The 19875-nt window shown below is 49.6% G+C and carries 17 protein-coding genes and 1 other annotated feature; of the genes, 14 read left to right on the forward strand and 3 right to left on the reverse strand.

From position 1 onward, the window contains the following. The first annotated feature begins 58 nt into the window (after positions 1 to 58). Genes ACI3EW_RS00335 through ACI3EW_RS00350 form a run of 4 tightly spaced genes read left to right on the forward strand, consistent with a single transcriptional unit; the run spans position 59 to position 2951 of the window. Positions 59 to 1180, forward strand: a complete 1122-nt coding sequence (locus ACI3EW_RS00335; protein ID WP_405580645.1) for a gamma-glutamyltransferase family protein — start codon at positions 59 to 61, stop codon at positions 1178 to 1180. Further along, positions 1122 to 1640 (forward strand): (2Fe-2S)-binding protein, encoded by a 519-nt coding sequence (locus ACI3EW_RS00340; protein WP_405580642.1) that lies wholly within the window; start codon positions 1122 to 1124, stop codon positions 1638 to 1640. Before ACI3EW_RS00335 ends, ACI3EW_RS00340 begins: the two co-directional genes overlap by 59 nt. Before the next feature lie 11 nt (positions 1641 to 1651). Further along, on the forward strand, positions 1652 to 2578 hold the full coding sequence (locus ACI3EW_RS00345; RefSeq protein WP_405580639.1) for an NAD(P)/FAD-dependent oxidoreductase: 927 nt from the start codon (positions 1652 to 1654) through the stop codon (positions 2576 to 2578). Between the two features lie 16 nt (positions 2579 to 2594). Continuing rightward, a complete protein-coding gene (locus ACI3EW_RS00350; protein WP_405580636.1) occupies positions 2595 to 2951 on the forward strand; it encodes a DUF1667 domain-containing protein in 357 nt (118 codons plus the stop codon). Between the two features lie 72 nt (positions 2952 to 3023). Here the strand turns inward: ACI3EW_RS00350 and ACI3EW_RS00355 are convergent, their stop codons facing one another. Beyond that, complete coding sequence (locus ACI3EW_RS00355) at positions 3024 to 4856, reverse strand: DUF885 domain-containing protein (RefSeq protein ID WP_405580633.1); 1833 nt, start codon at positions 4854 to 4856, stop codon at positions 3024 to 3026. Between the two features lie 285 nt (positions 4857 to 5141). On the opposite strand from ACI3EW_RS00355, the gene ACI3EW_RS00360 reads away from it, so the two are divergent. Next, positions 5142 to 5621: an acyl-CoA thioesterase gene (locus ACI3EW_RS00360; RefSeq protein ID WP_118298237.1), complete on the forward strand. Its 480-nt coding sequence runs from the start codon at positions 5142 to 5144 to the stop codon at positions 5619 to 5621. A gap of 72 nt (positions 5622 to 5693) precedes the next feature. On the opposite strand, the gene ACI3EW_RS00365 is transcribed toward ACI3EW_RS00360, so the two are convergent. Both ACI3EW_RS00365 and ACI3EW_RS00370 read right to left on the reverse strand, forming a co-directional pair. Then, a complete protein-coding gene (locus ACI3EW_RS00365; protein WP_405580630.1) occupies positions 5694 to 6569 on the reverse strand; it encodes an alpha/beta fold hydrolase in 876 nt (291 codons plus the stop codon). Beyond that, a complete protein-coding gene (locus ACI3EW_RS00370; RefSeq protein ID WP_405580627.1) occupies positions 6557 to 8275 on the reverse strand; it encodes a bifunctional lysylphosphatidylglycerol flippase/synthetase MprF in 1719 nt (572 codons plus the stop codon). Before ACI3EW_RS00370 ends, ACI3EW_RS00365 begins: the two co-directional genes overlap by 13 nt. A 167-nt stretch (positions 8276 to 8442) precedes the next feature. Next, positions 8443 to 8685 (forward strand) — a binding site (T-box leader). Between the two features lie 213 nt (positions 8686 to 8898). On the opposite strand from ACI3EW_RS00370, the gene metG reads away from it, so the two are divergent. The 9 genes from metG (at position 8899) to ACI3EW_RS00415 (ending at position 19861) form a co-directional block, all read left to right on the forward strand. Further along, entirely contained in the window at positions 8899 to 10863 is a 1965-nt protein-coding gene (gene metG / locus ACI3EW_RS00375) for a methionine--tRNA ligase (protein WP_405580624.1), read from the forward strand. After that, a complete protein-coding gene (locus ACI3EW_RS00380) occupies positions 10864 to 11652 on the forward strand; it encodes a TraX family protein (protein ID WP_405580621.1) in 789 nt (262 codons plus the stop codon). Between the two features lie 81 nt (positions 11653 to 11733). After that, a complete protein-coding gene (locus ACI3EW_RS00385; protein ID WP_405580618.1) occupies positions 11734 to 12510 on the forward strand; it encodes a TatD family hydrolase in 777 nt (258 codons plus the stop codon). Between the two features lie 123 nt (positions 12511 to 12633). Then, positions 12634 to 13500 carry a 16S rRNA (adenine(1518)-N(6)/adenine(1519)-N(6))-dimethyltransferase RsmA gene (rsmA, locus tag ACI3EW_RS00390; RefSeq protein WP_405580615.1) on the forward strand — a complete coding sequence of 289 codons (867 nt, stop codon included), beginning with the start codon at positions 12634 to 12636 and terminating at the stop codon, positions 13498 to 13500. 149 nt (positions 13501 to 13649) lie between these two features. Continuing rightward, on the forward strand, positions 13650 to 14354 hold the full coding sequence (locus ACI3EW_RS00395) for an L-2-amino-thiazoline-4-carboxylic acid hydrolase (RefSeq protein ID WP_405580612.1): 705 nt from the start codon (positions 13650 to 13652) through the stop codon (positions 14352 to 14354). A gap of 231 nt (positions 14355 to 14585) precedes the next feature. Next, positions 14586 to 15899 carry an MATE family efflux transporter gene (locus tag ACI3EW_RS00400; RefSeq protein WP_117503785.1) on the forward strand — a complete coding sequence of 438 codons (1314 nt, stop codon included), beginning with the start codon at positions 14586 to 14588 and terminating at the stop codon, positions 15897 to 15899. A 377-nt stretch (positions 15900 to 16276) separates the two neighbouring features. Further along, entirely contained in the window at positions 16277 to 17263 is a 987-nt protein-coding gene (locus ACI3EW_RS00405; protein ID WP_405580608.1) for a diaminopimelate dehydrogenase, read from the forward strand. Positions 17264 to 17430: 167 nt separating this feature from the next. Then, the gene (locus ACI3EW_RS00410; protein ID WP_405580605.1) at positions 17431 to 18807 is read left to right on the forward strand and encodes an MATE family efflux transporter; all 1377 of its coding nucleotides are present in this window, start codon (positions 17431 to 17433) and stop codon (positions 18805 to 18807) included. Positions 18808 to 18925: 118 nt separating this feature from the next. Continuing rightward, positions 18926 to 19861: a leucine-rich repeat protein gene (locus ACI3EW_RS00415; RefSeq protein ID WP_405580603.1), complete on the forward strand. Its 936-nt coding sequence runs from the start codon at positions 18926 to 18928 to the stop codon at positions 19859 to 19861. Positions 19862 to 19875: the final 14 nt, after the last annotated feature.

Consider the following 19875-nt stretch of genomic DNA (forward strand, 5'->3'; position numbering starts at 1 on the left):
TTTACAGAAAGAAGATCTGTAAAACGCAGCGAAATGACAGAAAAAGGAGGATTTTGATATGCCGAACAGACCTTATCTTGGAAGGACCGTTGATGATACGATCGCGATGTATAAACCGCATGTATCGGGAACAGAAGGCGCGGTCAGCTCGAACAGCCCATATGCGACACAGGCTGGTCTTGAGATCATGAAACAGGGCGGAAATGCCTTTGATGCAGCAGTTGCAGTGTCTCTTGTTCTCGGCGTTGTGGAACCGTACCATTGTGGAATTGGCGGCGGATGCTTCCATACATTCTATGATAAAAATACAAATGAGTTCTACTGCGTGGATGCCCGGGGAATTGCTCCGAAGAATGCATACCAGGATATGATGCTGGATGAGAACGGTGATGTAGATCTGAACCTTACCGAATATTCCGGAAGATCTGTATCGGTACCGTCGTTCTATCGCGCAATGGATAATTTGCTGAAGAAACACGGCACGATGACATGGGAACAGGTTTCAGCGCCTGCGATCAAGCTTTGCCGTGATGGCTTTGCATGCGGCTTCGCGTACGCCAGGATCACGGATACCCCGGAGGCAGAGCACAATAAAGCAGAATATGAAGGTTTTGAGGAGCTTTATCTGAATCATGGAAAGCCGCGTCAGTTTGGTGAGATCATTAAAAATCCGGACCTGGCAGACACCATGGAAGGCGTTGCGAAGAATGGTGTGGACTGGTTCTATAATGGACCGATCGCAGACGAGATGGTAGAGCATATCAACAAAAATAAAGGACTCTTCTGCAAGGAAGATCTCATAAACTGCAAGCCGAAGGAACGGATCCCGGTTCGCGGAAATTATCGTGGATATGATATCATCTCCATGGCACCGCCGTCTTCAGGCGGAACCCATATCATCCAGATGTTAAATATTCTGGAAAACTTCGATTTAAAAGGAATGGGATTCCATTCTGCTGACAGTACACATGTAATTGCAGAGACCATGAAGATGATGTTTGCTGATCGATCCGTGGCAATGGGTGATCCGGACTTCGTTGACGTAAAGGTTGATAAACTGCTCTCGAAAGAGTATGCGAAAGAGCTGGCTGCAAAGATCGATATGGATCATGCAAAAGAATATGCCCCAACGGACGGGATCGAGGCAAAAGAGTACCGCGGCTGCACATCTAACTTTTGACGACTTAAAGGGTTATATCAACCTGTCAGGCGTTCGCTCCACAGGTCTTACACTCTCCGTAGCGATGGGTGTATATGTTGCGGATGTTATGAGAGAGATGGGCGCACCGATGGTATTTAAGGAGAACTTCATCTCAACGAGAAAAGGAATCATCCGTTTCCATGAACTGAGCCGTGAAGAACAGGATGAGATCGTAAAGGAAAATCCGGCGTATGGAAGAGTCATCTGCCGCTGTGAGACGATCACAGAAGGAGAAATCCTGGATGCGATCCACAGACCGCTGGGTGCAAGAAGCGTAGATGCGGTAAAACGCCGTGTAAGAGCAGGAATGGGTAGTTGTCAGGGCGGTTTCTGCGGACCAAAGGTCATCGAGATCTTAGCAAGAGAACTGGGTATTCCGGTGGAAGAAGTCAATAAAAACAATGCGGGTTCCTATATGGTTGCCGGGAAAACGAGATAGGGGAGGATACTATGTACGAGATTCAGACTGATGTGGTAATTGTAGGAGGAGGCCCGGCAGGCTTATCTGCCGCTGTGGCAGCAAAAAAAGAAGGAGCGGAGAAAGTCCTGATCATCGAAAGAGATGAAAAACTAGGTGGCATCTTACAGCAGTGTATCCATCCGGGATTCGGACTTACTTATTTCCATAAAGAGCTGACAGGTCCGGAGTATGCGGGACATTTCAAAGAAGAGGCGCTGGCACTTGGCGCGGAAGTATTATTAAATTCCATGGTGCTGGAGGTTATTCCGGAAGAGAGCGCAGTGATCTGTGTAAACTCCGAATACGGAATGACAAAGGTAAAAGCCGGAAGCATCGTTCTTGCGATGGGATGCCGTGAGAGAACACGTGCGGGCATCATGATCCCGGAAACAGAAGAGTTTATTCCGTGTGACACGCTGCTTCTGTCAGTTGGTCTGATCCCGGAGAATGAACTGAGCCGCGGTGCTGATGTGAAGATCTCCCGTATCACAAATGGACCGGAAGTAAACCAGTATATGCAGACATCCTGGGATAACGTATTTGCATGTGGAAATGTTGTTCATGTAAACGATCTTGTTGACAATGTAACCGTTGAGAGTATGAATGCAGGTGCATCTGCAGCCCGTTATGCGATGCACAAACTCCCGGAGGCAAACCGCGAGGTTCCGTCTGTGACAGGTGAAAATGTCCGCTATCTCTGCCCGCAGCGTGTAAAGATCGGTGAAGAAAATGAGACCGTCCGTCTGTTCTTCCGTGTCCTTCATCCGGAACTGGATGTTGTGATCCGTGTAAAGAGCGGAGATAAGGTACTCTCTGAGAAGAAGGAGAAGCGTGTAAATCCTGGTGAGATGTGCCATGTAGAAGTAAAAACAGCTGAAATCACCGGAGATGACGTAACGGTAGAAGTAGTGAAATAGGAAGGATGGAGACAAGATGGAGAAAGAGATTATCTGTACTGTCTGCCCGATGGGATGTCATATCACTGTAACAGGCGAAGGCGACCGGGTGGATTCGATCACTGGATATACATGTAAGCGTGGAGAGGAGTACGGGAAGCAGGAATTTGCACATCCGGTAAGGATCCTCACAAGCACTGTGAAATTAGAGGGCGCAGATCAGCCGCTTCTTCCGGTACGCTCCAAAAAACCGGTTCCGAAGGAGCTGCTTGCGGACTGTATGAAAGTGTTAAAAGCAGTGGATGTGAAAGCACCGGTGAAGAGATATGATGTGATCGTTGAGAACATCTGCGGCTGCGGTGTCAATATCGTGGCATCTGACAGCGTCGGCTAGGAAAAATATATAAGGAAAAGTGAGACGGCTGCTCCGGAGAATGATAAAAGGATTCTCCGGACAGCCGTTTTTTCATGCATTCTTCTCAAGCCATAGTCTGAAATATTTCCTGATGACAGAAAACGGCATGGGTCCGAGATCTAGAAGAAATCTGTGAAATTCTTTTGCGGAGAACCGGTTCCCGAGTGCTTTTTCCGCCTCTTCCCGCATTTCCATGATCTCCACGTATCCCCCAGCGTATTCGAGATAGTTCGTGGGACTGTCAATCATTGTCTGCCAGAGCTCTTCTACCAGATCATCGTCTGCGTCAAAACAGGTGCGGATAAACGCGGCGGACTGATCTTTGGACCAGCCGTCGTAGTTGATCCCGATGTCCAAAAGGGAGTGAAAACAGAGCGAAAAGGACCGCATGGCGGCATGATAGGCGCTGGTTTCTGTGGAAACACCATTATCATAGGACCAGGCCAGATTTTCCACGTAAGTCGCCCAGCCTTCCGCTGCGCCGGAACAGGTCAGCAGGGCGGACAGCGGATGTTTCGCATGTTCCCGGAAATAGACTGTCTGGTAGAGATGTCCGGGGAAACCTTCATGGGCGAGCGTGGGATAAAGTTCATCCTCTACGCCGGTACTGCCGCTATTGATATAGATCACATTCTGAGCGGGATCATCGAGCGGCGCGGTGAGATAAAATGCAGGACTCAACGCCGCTTCCAGCTGGGCCGGGACATAGCGGATCTCGTACTGCCTGGCAGCATCAGAGAGCGCCGGAAAGTCAGAATTCATCTGATCCTGAAGATCTGTAAGGATCTGGTCAGGCTGTGTACAGGAAAAAGTGAGATCGGAAGCGGCAGTTTTGGAAAAAGAGGAGATCGTCTCCAGGTCTTTCTGCATCCGGTAAGACAGCGCAGTTTTCAACTCTTCGATCGTACGATAGGAGAGACCGGGACCTGATCTTACAAGATATTCATAGTACTGCTTTCCGTCCCGGAATCCGGCGAGACCGCTTTCGTTGATCCCGCGCCCTTTTAAGCTTGAAAGCCCGTCGATCAGATGGCGATAAGCGGGCAAAAACGCGTTTTTGATCATGTCAAGATGACGGGAACGAAAGTCAGTTTTCTGCTGTTCTGTCAGAGTGATCTCATGTTCCAGAAATTTCAGGCGGCTTTCAAAGGTCTCCGTCAGGAAATTGTCTTCCGGGTCAATGAGATAACTTTCACAGGATTCGATGATCCGGTCGATCGAAGCGTCGGACAGACCGAGTCCGGCATCAGATTTTTGCTGCTCGAAGAAAAGAATATCACCGTAATAGGAGTCGAGCTGGGAAAGCAGAGAGAGATAGTCTTCGACATCCTGGATAGAATGGAAAGAATACTCCGACAGCAGGATCGGGAGCTGCGCCTGGATCCCGATGGTGGGGGCAAGCGGCTGTTCGTAGAGCTCGAGACCTTCCGCCATCAGAGAAGTATCAGTCATCGCGGAAAGGGAATCATAAAGGATCTGCTGGTCTGCTGATAAGGAGCCAGGATCAAAGTCGTTGAGTTTTTTTCGGAGATCATGGAGGTCATGGTGATTTGTGATGAGCTCGGACAGGCGGTAAGTGTCAAGGGAGGCATCCCCCGCATCAATTCCGTAATTTTCCGGGTGGAGCAGCGTGTAGTGGAGATCCAGAGTGCTGGAAGACTCCATCTCGGTGTGAAAGAGGTCAGAGCAGAATGAGTCGAAATCTGCCTGGAGCTTTAAAGCTTTTTCAGAAGTAGCGGGATTGCCGGATGAAAAGTCATTGGAAGAGTAAGATTCCCCGGTCTCCGCCGGACTGGCAGAGAAAATCCGCTCATTTCCGCAGGCAGTGAGAATGAACAGGAAAAAGAGTGCCAGAGCAGCTGCCCAAATGTGTTTCCATTTCATAAAAAGAACCTCCCGGATGCAGCTGCCAATAGGATCAATACGGAAGCTGACTGGTTCAATATATGAATCAGATGAGGGAATACAGAACTTTTTTTACTTACAAATACAGGAACTTTTCTTTTCAAGGTTGAAAAGAAGCGCGGAAGAGGATATACTGAGTAGTATCGTGACAGAAAGACAAATGTGCGACACACAAGAACAAAATGCACATTTGGCACCAGCGTCTGCGGATGGAAGACCCAGCAGACGGGGATCATCTAAGAATGAGGAGAGGGGAACAGAATTATGTGTGAAAGATTAATGCGTCATGTATCAGAATCAGCAGTAGAACAGACACAGATCGTTCTTGCGAGCCATATCAACGGTGCCGGCCGACTTTTCGGCGGACAGCTGATGGAGTGGATCGATATCGTTGCGGGTGTTGTAGCGAGAAGACATTCCCATTGCAACCAGACAACGGCTTCTGTGGACAGCCTTCAGTTTAAGGAAGCAGTGTATATGAATGATACGCTGATCTTATTCGGAAAACTTACTTATGTGGGTCATACTTCCATGGAGGTTCAGGTCGATACCTATGTGGAGGCACTCGACGGAACGAGAAAACTTGTAAATACCGCATATTTTGTAATGGTAGCACTCGACAAGAATGATCATCCGACAACCGTTCCGGGACTGATCGTGGAAACCGAGGAAGAAAAAGCTGCATGGGCAGCCGGAGAGCGCAGAAACGCGCTGAGAAAGCAGAGACGGATCGAGAATTATTAAAACAGTGCGTATATATCCGCATAAATAAAGGACTGTGAAACACACAGCCAACAAAAAAGGACCTTAAATAGATCAAAGGTCCTTTTTTGCTGCCATGCATCCGAAAGGCGCTGCCGGGCACCCTTTCAAAAAGTCCAGAATGACGTTCAGATAAAACTGCTTTCTTCCAAACATGGAAGTATGGGTAGCACCGTTCACAAGGACGAGCTGCGCACGCGGGATCAGCCGCGCCATCAGCCGGGAGTGGGAGGTTTTCACGAGATCTCTTGTCCCCGCAAGAAGAAGGACCGGCGCCTGTATCGCATGCAGCTGTTCTTTTGTCATCAGCGGCGAGTTGCAGAGCAGGGAGGCGAGCTGCTGGCAGCGGAAAACATGAGAATAGACCATGTCAGCAAATGCATGCCCTTTTTTCTGCGGATGGGAAGCTGGTGAGTCCACACGGTGCGGACGTTTCTGTGAAAGAAAACATGTGCGGAAAAGCGTGGACAAGATCCGATAAAAATAATACTTCCCAATGCAGAACATCCGGACGGGAAAGATCAGTCCGTCAGGCGTGATATTTCCGCTGACAGCGATCACAGAAAGCGTCTGCTCCGGAAAAAGAGAAGCGAACTCCAGTGCGATGTTCGCCCCGTCACTGAATCCAAAGAGGATACACGACGGGATCCGGAGAACATCCAGAAGCGCCGCCGCATCCTTTGCCATATCGGCAGTCGTAAACTCAGCATCTGCATTGTCTGGCTTGATCCGGGAACGTCCGTGGGCACGGCTGTCCATCAGGATCACCCGGTAGTTTGCAGACAATTTTTTCTCGTAGAAGTCAAAGATCATATGCGTCTCCGCGTTCCCGTGGAGCATCAGGATCGGAACTCCGTGCCCGCTTTCTTTATAATAAATCCAAGCTTTGGGCGTATCCGCCATACCCTGACGACAGATCATTTTTTCCATTTGTGAAGTTCCCCTTTTAAAAGCGTGAGAATATACCCGCGGATCCCATGAGGATTCTGGATCTCAACAGCGGCATACAGCATGCTCGGCGTCGGATATTTCGGAAGGTACACATAGTAAGACGGAACCCATTCCGTCGGGCTGTATTTTTCTTTTGCCCGGTAAAGATCCCGGAAACCGTAGCACGCGTTTAAATGGTCATAGATAAACTGGAGCAGGCGTTCCATCGGATTTTTACTCTCTGCGTTCAGACCGGCAAGCGGGGCGACTCCGAGACTGCCGTAGCCGATCCCCTCTTCTTTAAATACCTGGAACGCCTCGTAGATGATCGTCTCCATGACACCGCTCGGCGCATCTTTTCCGTGTCTCGTCACATCGGCCATGTAGCCGTTCTTTCCAAGGAAAGGAACAAAAACGATAAAGGCAACCATTTTTCCATCCGAATTCAGGGCGTAGAAGTAACGCTTGTCCATCGGATCATCGAGTCCGACGGTTCCCATCGTAAACTGAAGCATTCCGCTCTTCTTCCCTTCGAGCCATTCGTCCGTGATCCGGTCAAATTCGCGGTCGAGATCAGGATCCCGTTTCTCCAGCACTTTGTATTCGTGGACCGTGACGCCGGCTTTTGTCGCATGGTTGATGTTCATGCGCATCTTGGCGCCCTTCTTGCCGCTGATCTCATAGTCAGAAAGCTTAAACCGCGCTTCCTCCCCGCTTTTTACGAGACCGAATCCCTGCTTTTCATATTCCGACAGGTAGTAGTCGGTCAGACCGAGAAAGAAAATATTGTGGGCACTGTTCTGGCAGAACTCGCGGAACTCAGCGAGAAGTGCAGGAAAATCTTCATCCTTACAGACCGGATCGCCGTTTACAACGATGGTATCGCCGACGGTCCCATAAGGCAGAACTCCGTCAACAGAATGCCCGAAATACAGACATTTGTCATCTTCCAACGCCAGGTAGGAACATGGATTCTGGCTGTACAGGTTTAAAAGTGTTCTGGCATGCTGGATCTCCTGGGCTCCATGAGCTTGTTCCTGAAGCCATGGACGCAGTGCGCAGAGGATGGCGGCGAGGATGCAGCCCCAGCTGAACCAGAAAAGGACAAATTCTGTTCCATGACGGTCTGCCATGGAAGCAGGAAGATCGCCCATTCCGAAGATCATGCCGATGCCCTGGGCGAAACTGTCCGCAAAGGAGACGGAGGATCCGGCAGCGGTTCCAACCTGCATGTAATGCCAGGTGATCCCGACATTGATCAGGACACCTGCAATGGCAAGAAAAGCAAGTGTTACGGTCTGCTTCCGGTTCTCGCGTCCGGCCGGGATACAGAAATCCTTCCGCAGGGCAAAAAACAGAAGAAACAGAACGAGGTCAAAGATCATGACTCCGTTGTGCAGCGGATGTCCCATCCCGATGAGACCGCGCAGAAAGTTGAGTGTGAAGATCCCCATCGCGATCATCCATGCATTCCGCTTTCTCTTCCATAACTGCAGCGACAGCACGAAAAGAACAATGGAAAAGGCACGCTGGACCATGCGCCCCATCTCAAAAGAGGCCTGCATGGACTGGGAGATCCTTGAAAACGGGAAAAAAGTCAGCAGAAACAGGAAAAAAGAAAATACGGCGAGCAGAACGATCGAGATGTTCTCCAGACGGATCCGGAGCTGCCGCTTTTCATCCAGTCTTTTTTGTGATTCATTCATAAGTCATTCCTCCGAAGCAAAAATCATGAATACGATCTGTTTTATGGTAACACAAAGTGTAGTCTTTTTTGTGTGAAAAATCAACTAAAGGAAGTAAAGTTCCCGCAGAAACCGACGGGATGCCTTGACAAATTTATTTGAACAGGATAGACTAAAGACATCATATGGAAAAAGCTTGGAAGGGAAGAGTATGCCGAAAGGAAGCTTTCAGAGACCCCGGTTGGTGAGAAAGGGGAGCAAAGAGGCGGCAGAAGATGGTCCTGGAGCTGTGCAGGTGAAAGCGGAAACCGTGTTAGCCTGTGCCGGAAGCGCCCGTTAGCGCGTCAGGCTGTTTTTGACAGCCGGTGAGGGCGATGACCGTGAGGCACCGCCGAATTTAAAGTGGTAACACGGGGAGACTCGTCTTTAATAATTAAAGACGGGCTTTTTTTATTTGACAGGAAACTTTGAAGGAACGTCCTGTTAAACAAAAACGCACACTTGCGCGAGGAGGCAGGTTGTCGCAAGAGACTGCGCGAGAGCTCTGAACGTGCCAAAGCACATTCTTTTTTATGTCATTGTGCAATAAAAACGACCGGCAGGAGAAAAGCCGTAAAAGAGATAAAAATAGGAGGAATCAATCCATGTGTACAAACTGTAAGAAACCATACTACATTTCCACAGCGATCGCCTATACATCCGGCAAACCGCATATCGGAAACACTTACGAGATCGTATTGGCAGACGCGATCGCACGCTACAAGAGAGAACAGGGCTATGACGTTTACTTCCAGACAGGAACCGACGAGCACGGTCAGAAGATCGAGTTAAAGGCTGCGGACGCAGGCGTGACTCCGAAGGAGTTCGTTGACAACGTAGCAGGACAGATCAAGGAGATCTGGGACCTCATGAACACTTCCTATGATAAATTCATCCGTACCACAGATGATTACCATGAGAAACAGGTCCAGAAGATCTTCAAGAAATTATATGATCAGGGCGATATCTACAAAGGACATTATGAGGGACTTTACTGCACACCGTGTGAGTCCTTCTGGACTCCGTCCCAGGTCGTTGACGGAAAATGCCCGGACTGCGGACGTCCGGTACAGCCGGCAAAGGAAGAGGCATATTTCTTCCGTATGAGTAAATATGCTCCGAAGCTCATCGAATATATCAACGAGCATCCGGAGTTTATCCAGCCGGTATCCAGAAAGAACGAGATGATGAACAACTTCCTGCTTCCGGGACTTCAGGATCTTTGCGTATCCAGAACCTCCTTCAAGTGGGGAATTCCGGTCACTTTTGATCCGAAGCACGTTACCTATGTATGGCTTGACGCGCTGACCAACTATATCACGGGAATCGGATATGACTGTGACGGAAACAGCGACGAGAAGTTTAAGAAATACTGGCCGGCAGACCTTCACCTGATCGGTAAAGATATTATCCGCTTCCATACCATTTACTGGCCGATCTTCTTAATGGCTCTCGGTCTTCCGCTTCCGAAGCAGGTATTCGGACATCCGTGGCTGTTACAGGGCGATGGCAAGATGAGTAAGTCCAAAGGAAACGTACTCTATGCAGATACGCTCGTTGACTTCTTCGGTGTAGATGCAGTCCGCTACTTCGTACTTCATGAGATGCCGTTTGAGAACGATGGCGTGATCTCCTGGGATCTTATGGTTGAGCGCATGAACTCTGACCTTGCCAACATCCTTGGAAACCTTGTAAACCGTACCGTTTCCATGACAAATAAATATTTTGGCGGAATTGTCGAGAACAAGGGCGTTGCAGAGCCGGTGGATGAAGAGTTAAAGGCAACCGTTCTTGAGACGGTCAAGAAAGTAGACGAGAAGATGAATAAGCTCCGCGTTGCAGACGCGATCACAGAGATCTTCAATATCTTCCGCCGCAGCAACAAATATATCGATGAGACAACTCCGTGGACACTCGCAAAGGATGAGGCAAAGAAGGATCGTCTTGCAACCGTTCTTTACAATCTCACAGAGGCGATCACCATCGGTGCGTCCCTGTTATTCTCCTTCATGCCGGAAACTTCTGAGAAGATCCTCGCTCAGTTAAACACAGAGAAGAGATCGCTGGAGAACATGAATACCTTCGGTCTGTACCCGAACGGAAACAAGGTTACAGAGAAGCCGGAGATCCTGTTTGCCCGTATGGACATCAAGGACGTTATGGAGAAGGTTGAGGCCATGAAGGCAGCAGCCGCAGCAGAGAAACAGGAAGAAGAGAAGCCGGGCATGGACGTTGAGAAGAAGCCGGAGATCACATATGATGATTTCGCAAAGCTTCAGTTCCAGATCGGTGAGATCGTGAAGTGTGAAGAGGTTCCGAAGTCCAAAAAATTACTTTGCTCCCAGGTTAAGATCGGTTCTGAGACAAGACAGATCTTAAGCGGAATCAAGGCATGGTATAAACCGGAAGATATGGTCGGCAGAAAGGTTATGGTCGTTACGAACTTAAAACCGGCGAAGCTCGCAGGTATGTTATCGGAAGGCATGATCCTCTGCGCAGAGGATGATGAGGGCAACCTCGCATTAATGACACCGGCAAAGGATATCAAGTCCGGTTCTGAGGTCTGCTAAGTGAAGGTACGCTTTTGCTTTTCGGCGGAACAGCTAAAAAACATTGCCCTGGTCAGCATGGTCATCGACCATGCTGCCGTTGGGCTTATTGAACAGTCAGAACTGGCTTCGGGCGCTGCCTGGAGTCTCTGTGGGACAGCCATGCGCCTTGTGGGGCGTGTGGCTTTTCCTCTCTTTGCGTTTATGATCGCAGAGGGCGCAGCGCATACGCGGGACCGGAGATGGTATGCGCTGAGGCTGCTTCTGCTGGCGGTTATTTCGGAGATCCCCTTTGATCTTGTGGCGGGGGGAACATGGCTTTTTCCGGCGGACCAGAATACGGTGTTCACATTACTTCTGGGACTTCTGGCAGTCTGGGCTGGAGATCTGATCTGTGGGACCGGATCTGGAGTGTCATACGGAAACCGGGAAAAAACAGGAGATGGCGGCAGGAAGGCGGTAGGCCAGAGGAGATTTCCGTTGGAATATGAGCGGTATATCCGGGTTCTGGCGGCGGTTCCTTTCGGACTGGCAGCCTATTATCTGAAGACGGATTATGGGTTTATGGGCGTGCTGTTGATCGTTATATTGTATACATTGCGCACGGAACCACAGTTTCGCACGGCTGTCTGCATTGTGTTTTTATTTTGTATGTATATGGATTTCTATGGCGCTGCGGCTTGCGTTGCAATTTTCCTGATAAACCGTTACAATGGAGAAAAAGGCAGTGGGAGCGGAAGAATTTTCTATCTGTTTTATCCGTTGCATCTGCTGGTGATCCGGGGAATTAAGATGGCTGTGGGACTGTAGAAAATGAGATTGTGTAAAATGTCATACAGATGCCGGCACCGGATGAAAAAGAAAACGACATATGACTTGAGGACAGAAAGAATGGACTATATTTTTGACACACATGCCCATTACGACGATGAGGCATTTGACGCGGACCGGGAGGAAGTGCTCACGGGACTGAAAGAACAGGGAATCGGAACCGTTGTGAATGTCGGAGCGAGCATCGCGTCAACAAAGACAACGCTGGCACTGGCCGAGGCGCATCCCTTCATGTATGCGGCGGTGGGCGTGCATCCGAACGAGACGGCGGAGCTTACGGATGCGGACATGAAATGGCTGGAATCTCTGGCAGAAAACCCGAAGGTTGTGGCGATCGGTGAGATCGGTCTTGACTACTACTGGGACGAGCCGGAGCGGGAGATCCAGAAACACTGGTTTTCGGTGCAGCTTGAGGTCGCAAAGAAGACGGGACTCCCGGTGATCATCCACAGCCGGGACGCGGCGAAGGACACGTTAGATATTATGAAGGTGGAACACAACGGTGCCACCGGCGGCGTGATCCACTGCTTTTCCTACGGAGTGGAGATGGCGAGAGAATACCTGAATATGGGATATTATATCGGGATCGGCGGAGTGCTGACCTTTAAAAACGCGAAAAAACTGATCGAAGTGGCAGAATATGCGCCGCTCGACCGGATCGTTCTGGAAACGGACTGTCCGTATCTGGCCCCGGTGCCAAACCGGGGAAAACGAAATTTCTCTGGAAATCTTCCGTATGTAGTGGAAAAGCTGGCAGAGATCAAGGGTGTTTCCAAGGAAGAGATCATCCGGGAGACAACGAAAAACGCGAGGGAGATGTACCGGATCACGGAGTAGAATTTTCGGGACAATAGTACCGCAGCAGCGGAACGCATTTACCGGATTTTGTATACAAGATGCAATTCATGCAACAAAAGTACCTGCGCAAAAGCGCAGTCAAAAATAGAAAGAGAGAAATAAATGGCAAATCTGGGAAACCCAAAGAATACCATAGAGATCATACAGAAGTATGAATTCATGTTTCAGAAAAAGTTTGGTCAGAACTTTTTGATCGATACCCATGTACTGGAGAAGATCATCTCCGCAGCCGGGATCACAAAGAATGACTGCGTCCTTGAGATCGGCCCGGGAATCGGAACCATGACCCAGTACCTTGCGGAGAATGCCGGACATGTTGTAGCCGTTGAGATCGACCGGAACCTGATCCCGATCTTAAAGGAGACACTGGCGGATTACGACAACGTGACCGTCATCAACGAGGATATCTTAAGAGTCGATATCAAGGCACTGGCCGAGGAATACAACGGCGGAAAGCCGATCAAGGTCGTTGCGAACCTGCCGTACTATATCACGACCCCAATCATCATGGGGCTCTTTGAGAGCGGAGTGCCGATCGACAATATTACCGTTATGGTCCAGAAGGAAGTTGCGGACCGCATGAAGGAAGGACCGGGGTCCAAGGATTACGGCGCTCTGTCCCTGGCTGTCCAGTATTACGCGGAGCCGGAGATCGTAGCGAACGTACCGCCGAACTGCTTTATCCCGCGCCCGAATGTGGGATCAGCGGTGATCCGGCTTACAAGACATAAGGAGATGCCGGTGGAGGTGAAGAATCCTGCCCTGATGTTTAAGATCATCCGCGCGTCCTTCAATCAGAGAAGAAAGACGCTGCAGAACGGTCTCGGAAATGCGCCTGAACTTCCGTATACAAAGGAACAGATCGCGGCAGCGATCGCAGAGATGGGACTCACTCCGACGATCCGCGGCGAGGCGTTAAGCCTTGCACAGTTTGCGCAGTTGTCGGATATTCTTGGGGCGATGAAATAAGAAGCACAGATTCAAGTCGAACGTCCGTGAGACTTGGCGCATGATTCTGGTCATGTGGAAAACGAGTCTGTCCGCAGCATGGACTTTGTATACAAGCCAGAGCGCTATGGTGAAGCAGAAGAATAGAATGTAGGACGGGAGGAAGCATTATGGGATTTACAGAACTGTCACACGCGTTTATCGCGGCAAAATATTATGTTTACCTGAAGGAAATCTTCGGTGACCGCGGCGAGGCGGCATTTTTGCATGCCACCCGATATTACGGCGAACAGCGTGGACGTCGGATGGCACAGCGGGCGATCCGGGACGGAAAACCTCTGACTTATGAGACATACTGCCAGTACGGTGAATGGGTCAACACGGAAGAGGTGAAAGCACAAGGACTCGGAAACCAGTCCGAGACGACAAGTTTAAGCCCGGACTTTCAGATCCACATCCATGTCTGTCCGTGGCACACCCAGTTTAAGAATATGGGACTCCCGGAAGCGGGACTTCTCTATTGTAAGGACCTGGATGCGTCTATTTCCCGAGGTTTCAACCCGGAGATTCGCTATGAGGTCTCCCAGACACTCCATGACCATGATTATTGTATACAGACGATCCGGAACGCCGGTTTGACGCCGGAGTCCAATATGGCAAAAAATCCGGCAGGCCTCAGATCTTTCGAGTACCACTGCGCTCACTCCTACTGGGCATACCGGGAAGTTTGTGAAGCAATCTTCGGGGAAGAGGGGACACGGATCGCTGAAAGAGTCCTTGATGATTTTGCCGCAGAGTATGGAAAAAAGATGGCAGACACGCTGGCAGGATATGCAAGGACGAATTTTAACATCGCAGACGTAACTATTCAGTAGGTCTGCGCATTTACTGCGCTGACCGTAAGAAAACTTAGACTAGAAGGCAAAAATCCTATCGGCACAGCCGATTTAGAATGGATTTTTGCGCGTAACTGCGAGGGTACTGAACAGTTACGCGCAGACTAAGAAATCAGCAGCTTTGCAAAAAGAGCTGCTGAAATATTGCTGTTAGAAAGAAGAACAAGGTATATCGAAATACATTTTGAAGAATATTGAGGAGCAACACTTATGAAACAGATCAACATGCTGGAATCCCCGGTCCGCCAGGTATTTTTCAGTTACCTGGTGCCGTCCATCAGCGCAACACTCGTGACCTCCATTTATATTCTGGCGGACACGATGATGATCGGACGCGGAGTCGGTGGTTCCGGTATTGCGGCGATGAATATTTTACTGCCGCTCTACAACACATATTTCGGGATCGGAATGATGTGCGGAGTCGGCGGCAGCGTTCTCTTTGGGTTTTCCAGAGGACGCGGCGATGAAAAACGCGCCAGAAGTTATTTTACGGCGGCACTCTGTGTGGTGCTTGCTCTGTCAGCAGTCTTTCTAATATTGGGAAGAATCTTTTTCAACCCTCTGATTACTTTTATGGGAAATACCCCACTCTTAAATGAATACACCGTGCCTTACGGAACTGTGCTCACAACAGCGGCCCCCATGTTTGCCCTGTCTTCATTCCTTCAGGCATTCGTCCGAAACGATGGTGCGCCGAAGCTTGCCATGGCGGGCGTGATCAGCGGAGGTGTCACCAATGTGATCCTGGATTATGTATACATTTTTATCATGAAATGGGGAATGGGAGGTGCGGCGCTGGCGACAGCCACCGGAACGACACTCACGGTGCTGATCCTCGCAAGCCATTTTTTCTCGAAAGATAACCACTTGAAGCTGGAATTTAGCGATGTGTGGAGACGGGTGCCGGAGGTGCTCGGAAATGGGCTCGCAAGCTTTATTCTGGAGATCTCCAACGGCTTCGTGATGCTGCTGTTTAACCGCCAGCTCCTCGCTTACGTGGGAGAGATGGGAATCACGGTCTATGGAATCATCACAAACACCGCGCTTGTGGCATCGTCCATTTCCAACGGTATCGCTCAGGCAGTACAGCCGCTGCTTTCCGCGAACTTTGGCGCGGGAAACCTGAAGAGAGTCGGCGAGGCGAGAAAACTGGGAGTCCGGACCGGATTTGCCGCAGGCTTCATATTCACTGCGATCGGCATGCTGATCCCGGTACAGTTGTCCTATCTGTTTCTGGACCCGACACCGGAGATCCTCACAATGGCGGTCCCGGCGATCCGGCTGTATTTCCTCTGCTTCTTAGTCAGCGAGTGGAACATCATCAGCGGAATGTATTTCCAGTCTACTGTGAGACCGCGGTTTTCTTTAACGATCACACTGCTCCGCGGAGTGATCTTAAACAGCGTGTTCGTGTTCCTTCTCCCGGCACTCTTTGGTGTAGACGGAATCTGGCTTACGGTGACTGTATCAGAGTTCATCACGGCGGGCGTTGCGTTTGTGCTTATGAAAAGGGAAAAACATTAATATAAAAAAAATATGGTAACTGTTCAGTAGGTCTGCGCACTTGCTGCGCTGACCGTAAGAAAACATAGGCTGGAGGGCAAAAATCCCATCAGCGAAGCTGATCTGGAATGGATTTTTGCGTGTAACTATGAAGGTACTGAATAGTTACAAAATATGTAAACAACGGACTCAGGGATCTTTGAGAAAAAGGATTTCGGATTCCGTTGTTTCTTTTTTCATTGCCGTGTTCCCAGAAGAACCTTCCGGTGGAAGGTTTTGCAGGTGTATCTGGAAGAAACAGGAGACAAATTCGTTAAACTTATTTCAATTGACACTATAACGGCCTATTGGTAAAATGGAGATAGCGACGTTAAATAAAGAAAGAAGAGGAGAACAATATGACGATCAGAATCGGAATTATGGGTTATGGAAATCTTGGACGCGGCGTTGAGTGCGCCATCAAACAGAATCCGGATATGGAGCTTGCGGCAGTATTTACAAGAAGAGATCCGAAAAATGTCAGGATCCTGACCGAAGGCGCAAAGGTTTACCATGCGGACGAAGCGAAACATATGACAGATAAGATCGATGTCCTGATCCTTTGCGGCGGAAGTGCGACAGATCTTCCGGTGCAGACACCGGAGTATGCGAAATATTTCACCGTAGTGGACAGCTTTGACACACACGCGAGAATTCCGGAGCATTTTGCAGCTGTCGATGCAGCGGCAAAGGAAGCAGGAAATGTAGCAGTGATCTCCGCAGGCTGGGATCCGGGTATGTTCTCCTTAAATCGTGTATACGCAAATGCAATTCTCCCGGATGGTAAAGACTATACATTCTGGGGCAAAGGTGTAAGCCAGGGGCATTCCGACGCAATCCGCCGCATTGATGGCGTGAAGGACGCAAGACAGTATACAGTCCCGGTTGAGAGCGTGCTGGAGAGAATCAGAAACGGCGAGACTCCGGAACTCACAATAAGAGAGAAACACACAAGAGAATGCTATGTTGTTGCCGAAGAGGGCGCTGATCTTGCACGCATCGAAAAAGAGATCGTAACGATGCCGAACTACTTCTCCGACTATGATACAACGGTTCATTTCATCAGCGAGGAAGAGATGAAGCGCGACCATTCCACGCTTCCGCACGGCGGTTTCGTGATCAGAAACGGAAAGACTGGATGGAATCAGGAGAATACACATGTGATCGAGTATCGTCTGAAACTGGATTCCAACCCGGAGTTCACTTCATCCGTGATCGTTTGCTGTGCCCGCGCCGCATTCCGCATGAAACAGGAGGGAATGAGCGGATGCAAGACCATTCTTGACATTCCGCCGGCATACCTTTCCGCAAAGAGCGGCGAGGAACTCAGAAAGAATCTCCTGTAATCATAAAAAGAACCTTTAAAGGCGGAGAAAGAGCCGGCCTTTGATCAATCATACCTCCGCCCTGTGTCCGCAGCCGACAGATACAGGGCGGAAGTATCAATTGCCATGCATTCAGAAAAGACCGCAAACGGGATCCATGCATGGCGGATTTTGTAGAGGGTGAAGATATGACACTTAAGAAGAATCATCCGGCAGGCTACAACGGGATCACGGACGGCGTGATCTGGCAGCAGCTCCTGCTCTTTTTCTTTCCGATCCTGTTCGGGACATTTTTCCAGCAGCTTTACAACACGGCGGATGCCATGATCGTTGGAAAGTTTGTGGGAAAAGAGGCACTTTCCGCGGTAGGGGGTACGACAGGAACGTTGATCAACCTGTTAGTTGGTTTCTTCGTCGGAATGTCCTCCGGCGCGGCCGTTGTTGTATCCCAGTTCTATGGGGCAAAGGAAGACCAGCAGGTGCAGAAATCGGTCCACACATCGTTCTGTCTGGCGCTGGCCGGCGGTGTGGCACTCTTAGTGATCGGTGAGATTTTCACTCCGGCTGCAATCCGGGCCATGGGTGCTCCCGAAGAGATCCTTGGATATTCTGTGACATATCTCAGGATCTATTTTCTGGGCATCATAGGAAATCTGGTCTATAACATGGGCGCTGCGATCCTGAGAGCTGTGGGAGATTCGAAGAGACCGCTCTATTTCCTTGTGGCGAGCTGCCTGACCAATATTGCTCTGGATCTCCTGTTTGTAGTCTGTTTTCATATGGAAGTTGCCGGGGCGGCGCTTGCGACGATCATGTCCCAGCTTTTATCGGCAGTACTCGTTATGATAACGCTGATCCGGACAAAAGAATCTTACCGTTTTATCCCGAAGGAACTCCGTGTGGAGCCGGTATTATTAAAGAGGATCATAAAGATCGGTCTTCCGGCGGGACTCCAGTCCATGATGTACTCGATCTCCAATATCCTGATTCAGGCAAACATCAATGGATACGGAACGAATACGATCGCGTCCTGGGCAGTTTATGGAAAGATTGACGGTATCTTCTGGATGACCATGGATGCCATGGGAATCTCCGTGACGACCTTTGCGGGTCAGAACTTCGGTGCGGGCAAGATCAGACGTTTAAAGAAGGGAACCTACGTGGGACTTCTCATGTCGACGATCATCACGGCGGCACTCGGTCTGTTTATGTTTACGGCAGGTCCGGTACTCATCAGTCTCTTTACGAATGATGCGGATGTCATGGCGGAGAGCATGAGTATTATCCGCTTCCTGGTGCCGTTCTGGTTCTGCTACATCTGCGTCAACGTATATCCGTGTACGCTGCGCGGCGTGGGCGATGCCCTGATCCCAATGCTGATCATCTGTGTTGGAACCTGTATCCTGCGTGTGCTCTGGGTATTCGGCGCGGGCGCGGTTCATCCGGGGCTGTATACAACGCTGACGAGTTATCCGTTAAGCTGGACTATCACTTCGCTGGCATTCCTGGTATACTATTACCGGTTTAGTGCGATGAGAAAGTTAAATAAACTGATTGAAGAATAAGCATAACTGTTCGGCAGGTCTGTGAACTAATTGTTCTGGTCTGCTGAACAATTATAATAAGTGTAACTGGAATATGGATGTTGAATTTGAATTTAAAGAGAAAAATGGGGGCGCTTGTGTGACAAAGCTTTTGGCACCAGGCGCCGTCTGCGTGGTACCGGAAAGTCTGGGCGGACTTCCGGTGACAGAGCTGGCAGACAAGGTATTTTCGGGGAGCACGGTGGAGAAAGTCTATCTACCGCGGACACTCACCCGGATCGGAAGATATGAATTTTATGGATGTGAGAAGCTTCAAGAGATCCATTTTTACGGGGCGCTCCGGGAAGTCGGCGGCGGTGTGTTTACGGGCTGCCGGAATATCAGGAGTCTGACTGTGCATATGGGGGTGGATGAAGAGTCGGCACTCGGGGATTTTGTGACGGAGATCAATGAGAGAGTCACAGTGCATGTATTTATACAGGGCGGACAAAATCGAATGCAGGACGAGAGAGACACGGACTCTGCACGAATATCGCTGGCTTCAAGTACTTTTGAGGAAGAGAACGGGGAGACAGAGACTGCGCGTGTGATCTTCCCAGAATACTACGACGAGGCGGTGGAAAATACGCCCGCCAGGATCACGGTATCCAATATCCACGGTGCAGGGCAGAAGTATCGCTACTGTTTTGAGGGACGAAAATTCCGATTTGACAGGTATGATAAAATGTTTGTGTATGAAAAAGCAGAGGAATCGGTTCTCATGGCATCGAAGATCGCGGTGACCCGGCTGCAGTATCCGAAAGGACTGTGGGAGAGTGCGAAAAAGGAATATGAAAAGTTTCTTATGGAGAATCTTTATGAGGTACTTCTTGGAACTCTTGAGGACCCGGAGACCATAAAATGGATTGCGGGACAGTATTTAACACCGGAAAAGAATCCGCTGACGGCGGATAAGATGTCGGGGCTGATCACGGAGATCTCGAAAAAGCATCTGCCGGAGCTTTTGGGGATGTTTATGGAGATCCAGAGGAAGAAGTTTGGCGTAAAGAAGAAAAAGTTTGATTTTGATTTGTGAGGAGGTCAGAAATC

Origin of the sequence: Pilosibacter rotomagensis (assembly GCF_045062245.2) — a bacterium.
Classification (GTDB): Bacteria; Bacillota; Clostridia; order Lachnospirales; family Lachnospiraceae; genus Pilosibacter.